Consider the following 14,509-nt stretch of genomic DNA (forward strand, 5'->3'; position numbering starts at 1 on the left):
CTGGAAACAATCGGCTCGGTGAGCCATAACCCAATCGTCAGCCTGCCAGCTCTGGCCGCCTGACCCGAACCCGATCCTGCCGTGGATCGACGGTTCCTACACCACCCCGTGGGACACGACCTTCTTGCCGAGAAATTTGCGCTCTCGAAATACGAATTGAAATGGCCCCATCCGAAGCTGGCCCGCCGTCCAATTGTGACCCGACATAATTGTCCAACTGCCTCGGGTTTCATAAATATTCATCAATGCCATCAGCAAATGAAGCGCATCCAGCATCCGATCAACTGCGTCGTCCTCCATTCTCTCCCGGCAACTAAGGATTACGTAGCCAGAATGATTGGGTTGGGCTGGGTCGACGTACCCAATACTAGAGTTTTCAAATGGTTCAAGTCGAAGCCATTTTGGCAATTCTGCAACAGTGCGAATCGAAACATCCGCCCAATTGAATTTAAGATTTTGAACTTGGGCCATTCCCCTAGCCCTAATTTTTGTCCACAGAGTAAACTTCTTTAGCCTGACTGCTCGGTCTTGCCGATAAAACTCCTCTGCTCGCTCGATAACCGCTTCCGCAGTCAGAAGCCCATCACGGCGAGATTGGTAAAGCGCCCTAAGAAAAAGCCGAATAGCTGCCGAACGTCGCAGTGCTGGTTTCACAATAAAGGCATCCGGGAGAATCTCTCTCAGGTGCTGGGTTGTTCGGAAGCCAGGAAAACTGAGGCGTCCATCCTCTAGAACAGTCGAGTTGCTTTCAAAATCATCGAACAATGCCTGCAGCTGTTCATTCGACACGAGCTTGCTATTGCGCTTAATGGGCATCAAACGACCCTACCAGCAACCTGAGCGAACGTCACGTTGCTCGCGTAATATCCGCGATACGCCTTGCTCTACAAACGGCGGTCAGCGCGAACCCTTGGCCCGGATTCCCCGGCCTCAAACTACGCTTTTGAATTATGCCGACGGCTTGTCCCGATACAGCGCCGAAAACATCGCCTTGAACGCCGCCAGCTTGGGGGCGTCCCAGCGCAATATGTAGGGATGGCGCGGGTTATTGCGCATGAAGTCCTGATGGTCGGTCCCGGCATCCTGAAAGCCGGTGAAGCGCTCCACCTTCGTCACCACCGGGTCGCGCCACAGGCCTGCCTTGCTGAGCTGCGCCAGATAGGCGGCCGCTGCCTTGCCCTGTTCGGCGTTCAGCGGGAAGAGCGCGCTGCGATATTGGGTGCCATGGTCTGGCCCCTGATAGTTGAGCGTCGTGGGATCGGCGATGACCGAGAAGAAGATACGCAGCAGCGTGGCGTAGCTGACCTGTTTGGGGTCGTAGGTGACGCGAACCGCCTCGGCAAAGCCGGTGTCGCCGCCGCTGACCATCTCATAATCGACGCGGCGGTTGACCGGGCCACCGGCAAAGCCGGACTTGACCAGATGGACGCCCTTCACATGGGAAAAGACGCCCTCCACGCCCCAATAGCAGCCACCGGCAAAGACGGCGGTTTCCAGCTTGCGGGTGGGTGCGGCGTCGATGGTGGCGACGGGGGCCAGGACCGGGCGCTCGGCGCGCACCGGGGATGCGACGGCAAGCGCCGCGAATATGGCGAGGCTGATGCCGTCAGAGCGCCGCATGATTGGTGCTGGTCGCGGCAATCGCCGGGGAACTGAGGATCGGCTGTTCATCGGGCTGGAGCAGTACCATGCCGACGGCACCGATCGCAAACCCGCCCAGAAAGCGCAGGAACAATTCGGATTTCAAAAACGCCATCATGGCCTGTGCCTTTCTTATGCTTTGGTTTCGGCGGTTCAGGCCGATCGGTTACACCCCGCTGTCTTGCCCCTTGCTGAACATCGCGCGCCGTGCGTGCGGCTTTCGACCAGAACAAGGGACAGAACGACGAACGGGGCGTCGCCTTAAATCAGTTTCACTATGCAACGCGGATATAGAAGCTCCCGCGCTATCTGCAAGACGGCGCGGAAGGAAAAGGACCGTTTCTGTTTGTGCGGGAATGGGGGGTGTTGGCGTCTGGACGCCCCGCCCCTCCACCACTGGCTTCGCCAGCGGTCCCCCTCCCCAAGCAAGCTTGGGGAGGACTGTTATTTCAGGGCGGCGCAGGCTTCCTGGATGCGGGTGCAGGCCTTTTTCAGCACCTCTTCCGACGTCGCATAGCTGATGCGGAAGGCGGGGGATAGGCCGAAGGCGGCGCCATGGACGGCGGCAACCTTGGCTTCGTCCAGGAAGTAGCCGATCAGCGTTTCGTCGCTGTCGATCGTCACCCCCTTGGGCGTCACCTTGCCGATCACGCCGCTGGCGTCGGGATAGACGTAGAACGCGCCTTCGGGCGTGGGGCAATCGAGGCCGGGCGCATCGTTCAGCATCGCGACAACCATGTCGCGGCGCTTCTTGAAGGCGGCGTTGCGATCCTCCAGAAAATCCTGCGGACCGGTGAGCGCGGCGACGGCGGCCGCCTGGCTGATCGAGCAGGGGTTGCTGGTCGACTGCGATTGCAGCTTGCCCATCGCCTTGATGATCCATTCGGGACCACCGGCAAAACCAATGCGCCAGCCGGTCATGGAGAAAGCCTTGGAACAGCCATTGACCGTCAGCGTGCGGTCATAGAGTTCCGGGCAGACCTGCGCGATGGTGGCGAAGGGGGTCGTCGCATACCAGACATGCTCATACATATCGTCGGTCATGATGAGGACATGGGGATGGCGCAGCAGCACGTCCGCCAGCTCCTTCAGCTCCGCCGCCGAATAGGCCGCGCCACTGGGGTTGGACGGCGAGTTCAGCATCACCCATTTGGTGCGCGGGGTGATCGCGGCTTCCAGCTGGGCGGCGGTGATCTTGTAGCCCTGGCTTGCCGGACCCTCGATGAACACCGGGGTGCCGCCCGCGAAATTCACGATGTCGGGATAGCTGACCCAGTAAGGCGCCGGGATGATGACTTCATCGCCCACATCCACGGTCGCGACCAGCGCGTTGAACAGGGTGTGCTTGCCACCGGAGTTCACCGTGATCTGGCTGCGCTTGTAGGCCAGGCCATTGTCGCGCTGGAATTTGAACATGACCGCTTCCTTGACGTCGGCGGTGCCGTCCACGTCGGTATAGCGGGTCAGGTTGTTGCGAATGGCGGCAATGCCCGCTTCCTTGACGAAATCGGGCGTGTCAAAGTCCGGCTCCCCCGCCGACAGGCCAATCACGTCCACGCCCTGCGCCTTGAGCGCATTCACCCGCGCGCTCATGGCAAGCGTGGCGGAAGGCTGGATACGACCAAGGGCGGCGGAAGTCTGGCTCATGGTAATTATCTTTCGAAAGAATCCCCGTATCCGCAAGCAAAGCGGACGCGGCGGTCCTTAGTGCGCAACAGACGCAGGGGCAACCGGCCAGTTAGGGCTTAATGGATTTACGGCAGAATGATGTGGCTAATGCGCCCGCGTCGCCGCGACCATGCCGCGCGCGGCGTTGCCGATGAAGAAGCCATTGTCCAGATCATGCGGGCGCAGGTCCGCCTCGACCGCCTCGCCCATGTCGATCAGGCTCTGGCGCAAGATGCCAGGCAGCAGGCCGCGCGAGCGCGGCGGGGTGAGCAATTTGTCGCCGCGCTCGACGAAGATCGAGGAATAGCAGCCCTCGGTTACATAGCCCTGCGCATCGATCAGCGCGACTTCATAGGTTCCGCCGCGCGCCAGCGCGTCGCGATAGAGCGACCGGTCGGTCGTCTTATGCAGCAGCCGCAGGTCATCGGCAGGCGCATGGCGCGGCACCACCTTGACCGGGACGATCGCGGCGGGCCAGGCGATCCGATCACGCACCTCGATCGCCACCGCCCCGCCGCGCGACACCATTAGCCGCACCCGGCTATGGTCGCGCAGGCGGAAGGTCGCGGCCTGCAATTCGTTGCGCACGCCATGGCGATCGAAGGCAAAGCCGAGCGCGTCGGCGCTCGCCTTCAACCTTGTGAGGTGCAGCTCCAGCAACCTGATGCCTTCGAGCGGATCGAAGGCCATGGTTTCGAGCAGATCATAGCGTCCATCGGCCAGTGACATTGCCATTATTCCAAGCCGTTGGCGGCAAATATGTCAAGCGCCAGCAAGAAACCGCCCCTTGGCCAGACATTCCGCCCATTCCGAACCGGCCTCTGAATCCACCACCAGACCAGAGCCAAGCCCCAACCGTCCGACGCCAGCGCCTTCATCGATGGTCAGGGTGCGGATCGCGACGTTGAACGCCGCGTCGCCATCCGGGTCGATCCAGCCCATCGAGCCGGTATAGACGCCACGCGCATGGGGTTCGAGCGCGTCGAGTATCTCCATCGCCCGCACCTTGGGCGCACCAGTTATCGATCCGCAGGGGAACAGCACCCGCAGCACATCGACCGGCGACAGGCCGGGCAGGATGCGCGCGCGCACGGTCGACACCAGTTGGTGGACTGTCGGATAGGTCTCCACCTTGAACAGGTCGGGCACGGTCACGCTGCCCGCGCGCGACACGCGCGACAGGTCGTTGCGCAACAGGTCGACGATCATCAGATTTTCCGCGCGCTGCTTGGCGTCGCTTTGCAGCCATTGGGCCAGCGCCGCGTCCTGTTGCGGGTCGGCATGGCGGGTCGCGGTGCCCTTCATCGGTCGCGCGGTCAGCTGGCCGCGCACCAGCGTAAAGAAAAGTTCGGGCGAAAAGGACAGCAAAGCCTGCCCGCCGGTGCGGATCACGCCGCCATAGCCTGCCGCCGCGCGGGGGCGGATCGCGGCATAGAGCGCCATCGGATCGCCGGTCAGTCTGGTTTCGCAGGGGAAGGTCAGGTTCGCCTGATAAATGTCCCCCGCGCGAATATAGTCCTGCACCGCGTTGAACGCCGCGCGATACTCTGCCTCGTCGATCAGCGGGCGCGGTGGCGTGACGCTGGCCCCGGCCGGATCGGGCAGTAGGTCAGGCAGCGTCCCCGGCGCGATCAGCCGCACCCCTTCAAACAGGCCGAACCACAGCAGCGGCCCGGCGCTGCTGTCCGCCTGACGACGGCGGGCGATCGGCGCGAGCCGCTCCTCCAGCGCAAGGCCGGCCTCATAGGCCATGTAACCCGCCACATGCAGCCCGCTCTCACGCGCGTCGGCCAGCCGGTCGAGCGCGGGCTGGACCTCGTCCATGCTATGCGCCGCGATGATGCCCACCGGATCGCGATAGAGCCGCGCCGGGGCAGCGCCACGCACGCGCGCATCGTCGAACAGGGCAAAGACTTCGGACGGACCGGGGAGACGCATGGCGGCTTATTAACAGGCTTTTGCGCGGGCGAAAGGGTCAGTAAGGGAATATGCTGTGTTGCGCCGCATGGCCACAGACCCTACCTCAGCGCCTATGCCCGATCAGACCCCCAAAGCCGCCCCCGATCGTCCGCTTGGCGCCGCCATCGGCCTGGCGCTGCGCGGGCGTTGCCCGGCCTGTGGCGAGGGGCGGATGTTCGCCCGCTTCCTCAAGCCGACAACCGCCTGCGCCCATTGCGGCCAGCGCTGGGACACGCATCAGGCCGACGACTTCCCCTCCTATATCGTCATCCTGTTGCTGGGCCATATATTGGTGCCGCTGATGATCGAAGTGAACAGCGCACTCGACATTCCGCTGGGCTGGCAGGCGGCGATCTGGCCGAGCCTGGCGCTGCTGCTGGCGGTCGCGATGATCCAGCCGGTCAAGGGCGCAGTCATCGCCTTCCAATGGTCGCGGCGGATGCACGGGTTTGGGTGAATAGGGACATAGCCCCAATCCCGTTCGTGCTGAGTAGGGACTGAGCCTGTCGAAGGCCCGTATCGAAGCATCGCGCTGATACGCATCCTTCGATACGCCCCCCGGATCAAGTCCGGGGTCAGCGGCTACTCAGGACGAACGGCGGTAGTAAAGCGGCTCGGCGTTACCCCGGCTGGCGGATGAAATTCAGTTCCATCGCCTCGCGCAGCGTCTCGTCAATCTCGCGGCGGCCTTCGGCGCCATGGGTGACGACGGTGGTGTCGCAGGTGGCGACGCAGACGCCCTTCTGGAACCCGGCCGAGCTGATCGTCCAGCTGGTCCGGCCGATATGGCCGATCGCGCAATGGACGTCGAACGGATAGGGAAAGTGCGATTCCTCGATGAAATTGAGGTTCACATTGGCCACCAGCCAGCGCACGCCCTGTTCCTGCGGATGGCGGCCCATATGATGGTGAAAGCGGATGCGCGCGGTCTCGAAGATGCCGGAAATCGCCACATTATTGATGTGGCCCATCGTATCGAGATCCTGAAAGCGGGTGTCGATGCTGGTAACGAAGCGATAGGCTTCGGGACTGAAACGCCAGGATTCGGGTTTGGCCATGTCCTGCTTTCCAATAAGATAGGGATGGCAATGCCATAGCCATGCTGACGAGTGATGCAATCGCGCCAGCGAAAATGGCGCGACTGCGACCTTTATGACACAATCTGGCGCAAGATGCGCGCGCATCACAAGAGTGTCACGCAGACGACGCCAATCCGTCAAGCTCCTAACATTGCAGTGCAACATCACGCGCCTACGGCCCCGGACCAAGCCGATCACGGTCATCCAAGGGGAAATTTCATGCGTCCTGCCACTGCCCTGCTGCTCGCCTCCACCATGCTGGCCGCCACGCCCGCCTTCGCCCAGACGGCAACGCCCGCCGCAGAGGCAGCACCGGACGATGCGACGATCATCGTCTTTGGTCGCGGCGAAACCCGCCAGGTGCAGGAAATACAGGCGCGTGAGATTGTCGTGCTGACGCCCGGCACCAATCCGCTCAAAGCCATCGAAAAGCTGCCCAGCGTCAATTTCCAGTCGGCCGACCCGTTCGGCAATTATGAATGGTCGCAGCGCGTTACCATCCGCAGCTTCAACCAGAACCAGCTGGGCTTCACCTTCGACGGCATCCCGCTGGGCGACATGAGCTATGGCAACCATAATGGCCTGCACATCACCCGCGCCATCAGCAGCGAAAATATCGGCAGCGTGCGCGTGTCGCAGGGTGCCGGTTCGCTCGGTACGCAGGCGACCGGCAATCTGGGCGGCACGGTCGAGACCTTCTCGGCCGACCCGACCGGCGAACTGGGCGCGCAGGGCGGCCTGACCTATGGCAGCAACGAAACGATCCGCGCCTTTGCCCGCCTCAATCTGGGCACCAGGGATGGCGTGCGCGGCTATGTCTCCTACGGCTATGGATCGACCGACAAATATAAGGGCCAAGGCACGCAGGACCAGCATATGGGCAATGCCAAGGTGATCGTGCCCGTAGGCGAGGCCCAGATTGACGGCTGGCTGAGCTATTCAGACCGCCGTGAACAGGATTATCAGGACATGTCGATGGGCATGATCAATCGGCTCGGCTGGGATTGGGACAACACCTATCCCGACTATGCCCGCGCGATCGACTATGCCGCCCGCCTGAATGACGTGGACCGCGTCAGCAACAGCGGCGGATCGCCCTTCCCCGATGGCCGTTTCGACTATAGCGGCGCGAGCGTCGCCACCGGCCAGACCTATCCCGGCAATGTCACCAGCGCCGACGACGCCTATTATGACGCATCGGGCCTGCGCAAGGACTGGCTCGGCGCGATCGGCTTCACCACGCCGCTGGGCGAACAGGCCAAGCTGAACCTCAAGGGCTATTATCACAATAACAGCGGCATGGGCCTGTGGGCGACCCCCTATGTCCCCAGCCCCAATGGCGTTCCCATGTCGGTGCGCACCACCGAATATGAAATGGACCGGATCGGCGGCTTCGGCAGCGTCGATTTTACCATCGGCCGCCAGACTCTGAACGTCGGCGCATGGTATGAAAATAACAAGTTCAATCAGGCCCGCCGCTTCTACGCCTTTGCCAGCCGCACGGAACCCGGCCTGTCGTTCCGTGACTATCCGAAGAACCCGTTTGCGACGCAGTGGGAATTCGACTTCACCACCGACACCTTCCAATATCATGTGCAGGACAAGATCGACCTTGGCATGGTGACGATCAACCTGGGGTGGAAGGGCTTTTCGGTTACCAACAAGGCCGAAGCCGTCGTTCAGGCCAGCTTCCCGCAGGGCAAGATCAAGGCGCAGGACTGGTTCCAGCCCACCGCCGGTTTCGTCGTGCAGGTCACCCCGGAAGCAGAAGTCTTTGGCGGTTTCAGCCAGTCGACCCGCGCCTTTGCCAGCGCCACCACGACCGGTCCTTTCTCGACCAATCAGGCCGGTTTCGACGCGATCAAGGATGATCTGAAACCGGAAGAATCGGACACTTATGAACTGGGCCTGCGCTACAATACGCCCATCTTCAACGGCACGCTGGGCGCCTATCTCGTCAACTTCCGCAACCGCCTGCTCGCGGTGCAGGTCGGATCGGCGATCCAGGGCAACCCGTCGGCGCTCCAGAATGTCGGCGGCGTCCGCGCCATCGGCGTCGAGGCCGCGGGCGACCTGAAGCTGGGCGGCGGCTTTGGCCTCTATGCCAGCTACAGCTACACCGACGCGACCTATCGCGACGATGTGGTGAACGGCAATGGCGTGCTGGTCGCGGCGATCAAGGACAAGACCGTGGTGGACAGCCCCAAGCATATGGCGCGCGGCGAGTTCAACTATGACGATGGCCAGCGCTTCTTCCGTGTCGGTCTCAACTATATGTCGCGTCGCTATTACAGCTACACCAACGACGCCTCGGTCCCCGGCCGCCTGATCGTCGACGCCTCGCTCGGCTATCGCTTCACCGACACGCTGGAGGTGCAGTTCAACGCCACCAACCTGCTCGACAAACGCTATGTCGGCACGATCGGGTCGGGCGGCTTTGGCAATAGCGGCGACGCCCAGACCCTGCTGGTCGGCGCCCCGCAACAGTTCTTCGCCACGCTAAAGGCCGGGTTCTAAACAACACGCTCCGTTCGTTTCGAGCGAAGTCGAGAAACGTCGCGCACAGCGTAATCCGCTTCTCGACACGCTCGAAGCGAACGGCAGTTGGGACAATCATCATGAAAAAGACCGCGCTCCTCGCCACCGCCCTCGCCGCCCTCATTCCGACAACGGCACTGGCGGACCCCGTCCTCCTCATCTCGATCGACGGGCTGCGGCCCGGCGACGTGCTGGAGGCGGACAAGCGCGGCCTTTCCCTCCCCAACCTGCGCCGCTTCGTAACCCAGGGCGCACACGCAGCGGGCGTCACCGGCGTGTTGCCGACACTGACCTATCCCAGCCACACGACGCTGATGACCGGCACCACCCCGGCCAAGCATGGCATCGTCGCCAATAACAGTTTCGACCCCACCGGCATCAACCAGGGCGGCTGGTATTGGTATGCGCAGGACATCAAGGTGCCGACCCTGTGGGAGGCCGCGACCAAGGCGGGCCTGTCCACCGGCAATATCCACTGGCCGGTCAGCGTCGCGGCCAAGGGCGTGACGTGGAACCTGCCGCAAATCTGGCGCACCGGTCATGCCGACGACGCCAAATTGCTCGATGCGCTGGCAACGCCCGGCCTGAAAGCCGAACTGGAGGCGAAAGTCGGCGCGCCCTATGCCATGGGCATTGATGAAAGCCTGCCCGGCGACCAGCTGCGCGGCCGTTTCGCCACTGCGCTGATCGCCGCGCACAAGCCGCAATTCCTGACCGTCTATCTGACCGCGCTGGACCACGAGCAACATGCCATGGGACCGGACACCCAAGCCGCCAGGGCGGTGCTGGAAAAGATCGACGCCATCGTCGGTGATCTGGTGGTGGCCGAAATGCAGGCCCATCCCGACGCTGTCATCGCGCTGGTCAGCGACCATGGCTTTGAAGCGACCCAAACAGCGATCAACCTCTACCGCCCCTTTATCGACGCGGGTCTGATCACGCTCGACAAGGATGGCAAGGTCGCCTCCTGGCTGGCCATGCCCTGGATATCGGGCGGATCAGCCGCGATCATGCTGGCCCGGCCTGACGACGCGGCGCTGGCGGTGCGGGTGAAGGCGCTGCTCGACACGCTTGCCGCCAATCCGGCCAACGGCATCGTCAGGATCGCCGACAAGACACAGATCGCCGCGATGGGCGGCAATCCGCAGGCGAGCTATTACATCAACCTCGCCCCCGCCTATGTCACCGATATATTCCGCGGGGCCACCGCGCCAGTGGTCGCCCGCAGCCCGGTCAAGGGGATGCACGGCTATTTCCCCGGTCCCGCCAATGTGCGCGCGACCTTCATGATCATGGGCAAGGGCGTTGCGCGGGACAAGGATCTGGGCCTGATCGACATGCGCGCGATCGCGCCCACGCTGGCCAAGATCATGGGCGCATCCCTGCCCGACGCGGATGCCGCAGCGCTCCCCCTCAAGCCATAGGCAACGCTGCGTTTCCCGGCAGGGCGATGGACTTCACCCCGCGCGCGGCATAGCTTTCGCGCCACGTCCATCCTGCCGGGGTTTTCATGCAACGCTACAGCCTTGTCGCCATCATCCTGCACTGGGCGATCGCCGCCCTGCTCGCCTTCCAGATCAGCGTTGGCTGGGCGCTGGAGGATCTGGGCGCGCGGGGCTTTGCCCTCTACCAGTGGCACAAGTCGGTCGGCATCACGATATTGCTGCTGACCCTGTTGCGGATCGTCGTGCGCTACTGGAAGCCGCGCCTGGCCAAACTGGAAGGCGGCTGGCAGGGCGCGCTGGCGTCCGGCGTGCATGTCGGCCTCTACGCCTTCATGCTGGGCGCGCCGCTGACCGGATGGGCGCTGGTATCGACTGCCAAGGTCAAGGTGCCGACCCTGCTGTTCGGTGTCCTGCCCCTGCCCCATCTGCCGCTGCCCGCATCAGCGCATGAGTTGGCGGAGGGCGGCCATGGCCTGATCGCCTGGCTCGGCATCGCGCTGTTCCTGCTCCATGTCGCAGGCGCGCTGCGTCATCATTTTCTGATGCGCGACGGGCTGATCTGGCGGATGATACCGGGCCGCTCCACCGCGCTGCTGATCGCCCTGCCCGCGCTGATCCTGCTGGGTCTGGTCGTCGGCAAGGCTATCCTGCCCGCCCCCGCGCCAAAGGCCGCCGCTGCGGTCGAAGCGCCCGAAACGCCGGAAAATATCGCCGAACCCGCAAATGTCGTGGAGGCTGCGCCGGACAACGCCGCCGCCAACATTACCGAAGCCGCACCGGAAGAATCTGTCGGCCCGCCCCCCGCCTGGACCGTGCAACCTGGCGGCACAATCGGCTTTTCCGTCGGCAATGATGGCCAGACGATCAGCGGCAGCTTTGCCAAATGGACCGCCGCGATCGTCATGGACCCGGACCATCCCGAAACCGCCGACATCAAGGTGACGATCGACATGGCCAGCGCCAGCGTCGGCGATGCCTATCAGGACGGGATGCTGCCGGGCGACGAATTTTTCGCCGTGGCCGCCCACCCCACCGCAACCTTCACCGCAAAGGGCGCGGAGAAAACAGGCGCGAACGCCTATCGCGCCACCGGCACGCTCAGCCTCAAAGGCGTCGCCAAGCCCCAGACGATCCGCTTCACCCTGTCGGGCGACGGCGCGACCCGCAAGGTCAGCGGCACTGCCACCATCGCCCGCTCGGCATTCGACGTCGGCAATGGCGAGAGCAGCGGCGGGCTGACCCCGCAGGTAGCACTGACCTTCGCCTTCACGGCGAAGCAACAGTAAAAATCCGCTATCCTCCCGCGCAGGCGGGAGTCCAGTTCCAGTGCCTCGACTGGGCTCCCGCCTGCGCGGGAGCACTATGCTATAGTGTCGCTGATCAACTCTGATCCGTTGCTTGGAAACCCAATATGCGTGCGCTCCTCGTCTCCCTCATCCTTTCTGGCGCTTCAATCGCCGCTTCCCCCAACCCCGCCAGCGCGCAGGCCTTCATGTTTGAAAGCGGCACATCGCTGCTTGCCAAATGCCGCAACAAGGCGCCCGAATATGCGCTGGCCTGCACCGCCTATATCGTCGGCGTAGTCGATGGCATCCGCAAGGACAGCTTCATCGGCCGGGGTCGCCCGATCTGCTGGCCGGACAAGATGAGCGCGGACGACGCCCGCCGGACCGTCATCGCCTATCTCGAACGCTGGCCCGACCAGCGGCGCGGCCCCGCCTCCGTGCTGGTCAGCGTGGCGCTTAACGACCGCTATCCATGCCGGAAATAGCCGCTCGATCAGTCTGATCGAAAGGATCATTGCGTTTGAGCCACGCAAGACTGCTATAAACTTGCCTTGAACGGCGCGGCGGCGTAGGTGCGGCCCCTGTTTTTTTGGTTCATGTTCAGGAGACTCGTCGTGGCGGCGAAATGGACGCCGGATAGCTGGCGCGCGCATAAGGGCATTCAGATGCCCACCTATCGGGACACGCAGGCGCTTGCCGCCGTGGAGACCCAGCTTGGCCAGTTTCCGCCGCTCGTCTTTGCAGGCGAGGCGCGCAACCTGAAAACGGACCTGGCCAAGGTCGCGGCCGGCGAAGCCTTCCTGCTCCAGGGCGGCGATTGCGCCGAGAGCTTTGCCGAGTTCCACCCGAACAATATCCGCGACACGTTCCGCGTGCTGCTCCAGATGGCGGTGGTGCTGACCTTTGCCTCGAAGCTGCCGGTGGTGAAGGTCGGCCGCATGGCGGGCCAGTTCGCCAAGCCCCGCTCGGCCGATACCGAAGTCATTGGCGGGATCGAGCTGCCCAGCTATCGCGGCGATAATGTCAACGACATCGCCTTCACCGCGGAAGGGCGCGAGCCGGACCCGCAGCGCATGGTGCAGGCCTATAACCAGTCGGCCGCGACGCTGAACCTGCTGCGCGCCTTCTCGACCGGAGGCTATGCCAGCCTGGACCGCGTCCATGGCTGGATGCTCGATTTCATGGGGCGTAGTCCGTGGGCGGCAAAGTTCGAACAGATGGCCGACCAGATCGGCCAGGCGCTCGACTTCATGCGCGCCTGCGGCCTGTCGGCGGAGACCGTGCCGCAGCTTGGCGGGACCAGCTTCTACACCAGCCATGAAGCGCTGCTGCTGCCGTTCGAACAGGCGCTGACCCGGCAGGACAGCCTGACCGGCGACTGGTATGACACGTCCGCCCACATGCTGTGGATCGGCGACCGCACCCGTTTTGAAGGGTCGGCCCATGTCGAATATCTGCGCGGCATCGGCAACCCGATCGGCATGAAGTGCGGCCCCAGCCTGGAGCCGGACGCGCTCATCCGCCTGCTCGATGTCGTGAACCCAGGCCGCGAAGCCGGGCGGATCACGCTCATCACCCGCTACGGCCATGACAAGATCGAGGCGGGCCTGCCCAAGCTGGTCCGCGCCGTGATGCGCGAAGGCCATCCGGTGGTCTGGTCCTGCGACCCGATGCACGGCAATGTCGTCAAGGCCGCCAATGGCTACAAGACGCGGCCCTTCGAGCGTATCCTGGCCGAAGTGCGCGGCTTCTTCGCCGTCCACCGCGCCGAGGGCAGCTTTGGCGGCGGCATCCATGCGGAAATGACCGGCCAGAACGTCACCGAATGCACCGGCGGCGCCATCGCCATCACCGATGAAGGGCTGGCGGACCGCTACCACACCCACTGCGACCCGCGTTTGAATGCGGCGCAGAGCCTGGAACTGGCCTTCCTGCTGGCAGAAATGCTCAACGAAGAACTGAAAGAACGCCGCGCCGCTGCGTGAGGGGGACGAGACGGTCCATCTCCTATTCCCCTCCCGTTCACGGGAGGGGCAGCGAGACTTAGGCGCGCAGCGCCTTAGTCGCAGCGGGGTGGGCCAACGCAACCTCGCGCAGGCCCACCCCCTAACCCCCTCCCGCTTGCGGGAGGGGGAACACCCGCCGCAAAAGCCCATCCGTTCTAGAGAGGGAGTTTTTAACTTTATCGATGGGCTGTGGGCCGCCTGCTATTCATCGTCGCGAAGTTTTCGGAAGGTATCACCAACTCATTCATAGCGGCTTCCAAATGGAGCATCGAGATACGGCAGCACGCCTGAATCATAGTTTACGACCGTATTAACATCGTAAATACCATGCCGCTGAGCGTCTGCCATATAGGCGTCGTTTTCATCACCAGCAAAGAAACGCCAGCCGCTATTCTGCGAATTTATGTGGGCTTCCCTATACATGTAGCGCACGGGTTCACCGTCGACAACGATGCGATCGGTGGATAAGCATCCGCCACGACCGAGTGCGATAGGAGCAATTTGGTCGGGTTTGAGCTTGAAAATTTTGTGCAACATTGCAGTCCCTCAGTTAGTCCGGTTTTATATCGGACGGGAATTGATGCAACGTCCACTTTTGGCCGTTGATACCAATTGCCCTTTCGTCATGCCGGGCTTGACCCGGCATCCCGCTTTTCTTCGGAAGCGTCGGGAAAGAAGCGGGACCCCGGATCAAGTCCGGGGTGACGGTGGATTTAGGTCCGACTTGCCCATCGCCCACACCCCTCAACCCCACATCCTTCCAATGTAGGATAATCTCTGATCTATCCTGCCAGATGGAACCCACGCGTCCCCCTCCAGCCCGCGCTACACCAGCCCCGCCCCTGTCGCCTTCCCGGCGCGCAACCGTCGCGTCATTGTCGCCCACC

14 protein-coding genes are annotated in these 14,509 nt (G+C 63.0%); 6 read left to right on the plus strand and 8 right to left on the minus strand.

Going from position 1 to position 14,509, the window contains the following annotated elements:
- Positions 1–96: 96 nt before the first annotated feature.
- From D0Z70_RS24990 to pabB, 6 genes are all read right to left on the minus strand, one after another.
- Complete coding sequence (locus D0Z70_RS24990; protein WP_182914029.1) at positions 97–816, minus strand: hypothetical protein; 720 nt, start codon at positions 814–816, stop codon at positions 97–99.
- Between the two features lie 132 nt (positions 817–948).
- Positions 949–1,620, minus strand: coding sequence for a peptide-methionine (S)-S-oxide reductase MsrA (msrA, locus tag D0Z70_RS18595; RefSeq protein WP_119749037.1), 672 nt, complete (start codon positions 1,618–1,620; stop codon positions 949–951).
- Positions 1,607–1,759, minus strand: a complete 153-nt coding sequence (locus tag D0Z70_RS24995) for a hypothetical protein (RefSeq protein ID WP_182914030.1) — start codon at positions 1,757–1,759, stop codon at positions 1,607–1,609. Before D0Z70_RS24995 ends, msrA begins: the two co-directional genes overlap by 14 nt.
- Before the next feature lie 326 nt (positions 1,760–2,085).
- On the minus strand, positions 2,086–3,288 hold the full coding sequence (locus D0Z70_RS18600; RefSeq protein ID WP_119749039.1) for a pyridoxal phosphate-dependent aminotransferase: 1,203 nt from the start codon (positions 3,286–3,288) through the stop codon (positions 2,086–2,088).
- Between the two features lie 126 nt (positions 3,289–3,414).
- Entirely contained in the window at positions 3,415–4,038 is a 624-nt protein-coding gene (locus tag D0Z70_RS25485) for an aminotransferase class IV (RefSeq protein ID WP_119749151.1), read from the minus strand.
- 33 nt (positions 4,039–4,071) lie between these two features.
- Positions 4,072–5,247, minus strand: a complete 1,176-nt coding sequence (pabB, locus tag D0Z70_RS25490) for an aminodeoxychorismate synthase component I (protein WP_119749041.1) — start codon at positions 5,245–5,247, stop codon at positions 4,072–4,074.
- 94 nt (positions 5,248–5,341) lie between these two features.
- Here pabB and D0Z70_RS18615 point away from each other — a divergent pair, with 94 nt between their 5' ends.
- A complete protein-coding gene (locus D0Z70_RS18615; RefSeq protein WP_119749043.1) occupies positions 5,342–5,725 on the plus strand; it encodes a DUF983 domain-containing protein in 384 nt (127 codons plus the stop codon).
- Positions 5,726–5,888: 163 nt separating this feature from the next.
- Here D0Z70_RS18615 and D0Z70_RS18620 read toward each other — a convergent pair whose 3' ends face one another.
- Positions 5,889–6,326 (minus strand): acyl-CoA thioesterase, encoded by a 438-nt coding sequence (locus D0Z70_RS18620; protein ID WP_119749153.1) that lies wholly within the window; start codon positions 6,324–6,326, stop codon positions 5,889–5,891.
- Positions 6,327–6,566: 240 nt separating this feature from the next.
- On the opposite strand from D0Z70_RS18620, the gene D0Z70_RS18625 reads away from it, so the two are divergent.
- The 5 genes from D0Z70_RS18625 to D0Z70_RS18645 all read left to right on the plus strand — a co-directional run bounded on the left by D0Z70_RS18625 (position 6,567) and on the right by D0Z70_RS18645 (position 13,601).
- A complete protein-coding gene (locus D0Z70_RS18625) occupies positions 6,567–8,864 on the plus strand; it encodes a TonB-dependent receptor (RefSeq protein ID WP_119749045.1) in 2,298 nt (765 codons plus the stop codon).
- 101 nt (positions 8,865–8,965) lie between these two features.
- Complete coding sequence (locus D0Z70_RS18630) at positions 8,966–10,309, plus strand: alkaline phosphatase family protein (protein ID WP_119749047.1); 1,344 nt, start codon at positions 8,966–8,968, stop codon at positions 10,307–10,309.
- An 86-nt stretch (positions 10,310–10,395) separates the two neighbouring features.
- Positions 10,396–11,616: a YceI family protein gene (locus tag D0Z70_RS18635; protein WP_119749049.1), complete on the plus strand. Its 1,221-nt coding sequence runs from the start codon at positions 10,396–10,398 to the stop codon at positions 11,614–11,616.
- A 125-nt stretch (positions 11,617–11,741) separates the two neighbouring features.
- Complete coding sequence (locus D0Z70_RS18640; protein WP_119749051.1) at positions 11,742–12,101, plus strand: Rap1a/Tai family immunity protein; 360 nt, start codon at positions 11,742–11,744, stop codon at positions 12,099–12,101.
- Positions 12,102–12,230: 129 nt separating this feature from the next.
- Positions 12,231–13,601, plus strand: coding sequence for a class II 3-deoxy-7-phosphoheptulonate synthase (locus D0Z70_RS18645; protein WP_119749053.1), 1,371 nt, complete (start codon positions 12,231–12,233; stop codon positions 13,599–13,601).
- 261 nt (positions 13,602–13,862) lie between these two features.
- On the opposite strand, the gene D0Z70_RS18650 is transcribed toward D0Z70_RS18645, so the two are convergent.
- Entirely contained in the window at positions 13,863–14,159 is a 297-nt protein-coding gene (locus tag D0Z70_RS18650; RefSeq protein WP_220475672.1) for a DUF2185 domain-containing protein, read from the minus strand.
- Positions 14,160–14,509 lie beyond the last annotated feature (350 nt).

Origin of the sequence: Sphingobium terrigena (genome assembly GCF_003591655.1) — a bacterium.
Classification (GTDB): domain Bacteria; phylum Pseudomonadota; class Alphaproteobacteria; order Sphingomonadales; family Sphingomonadaceae; genus Sphingobium; species Sphingobium terrigena.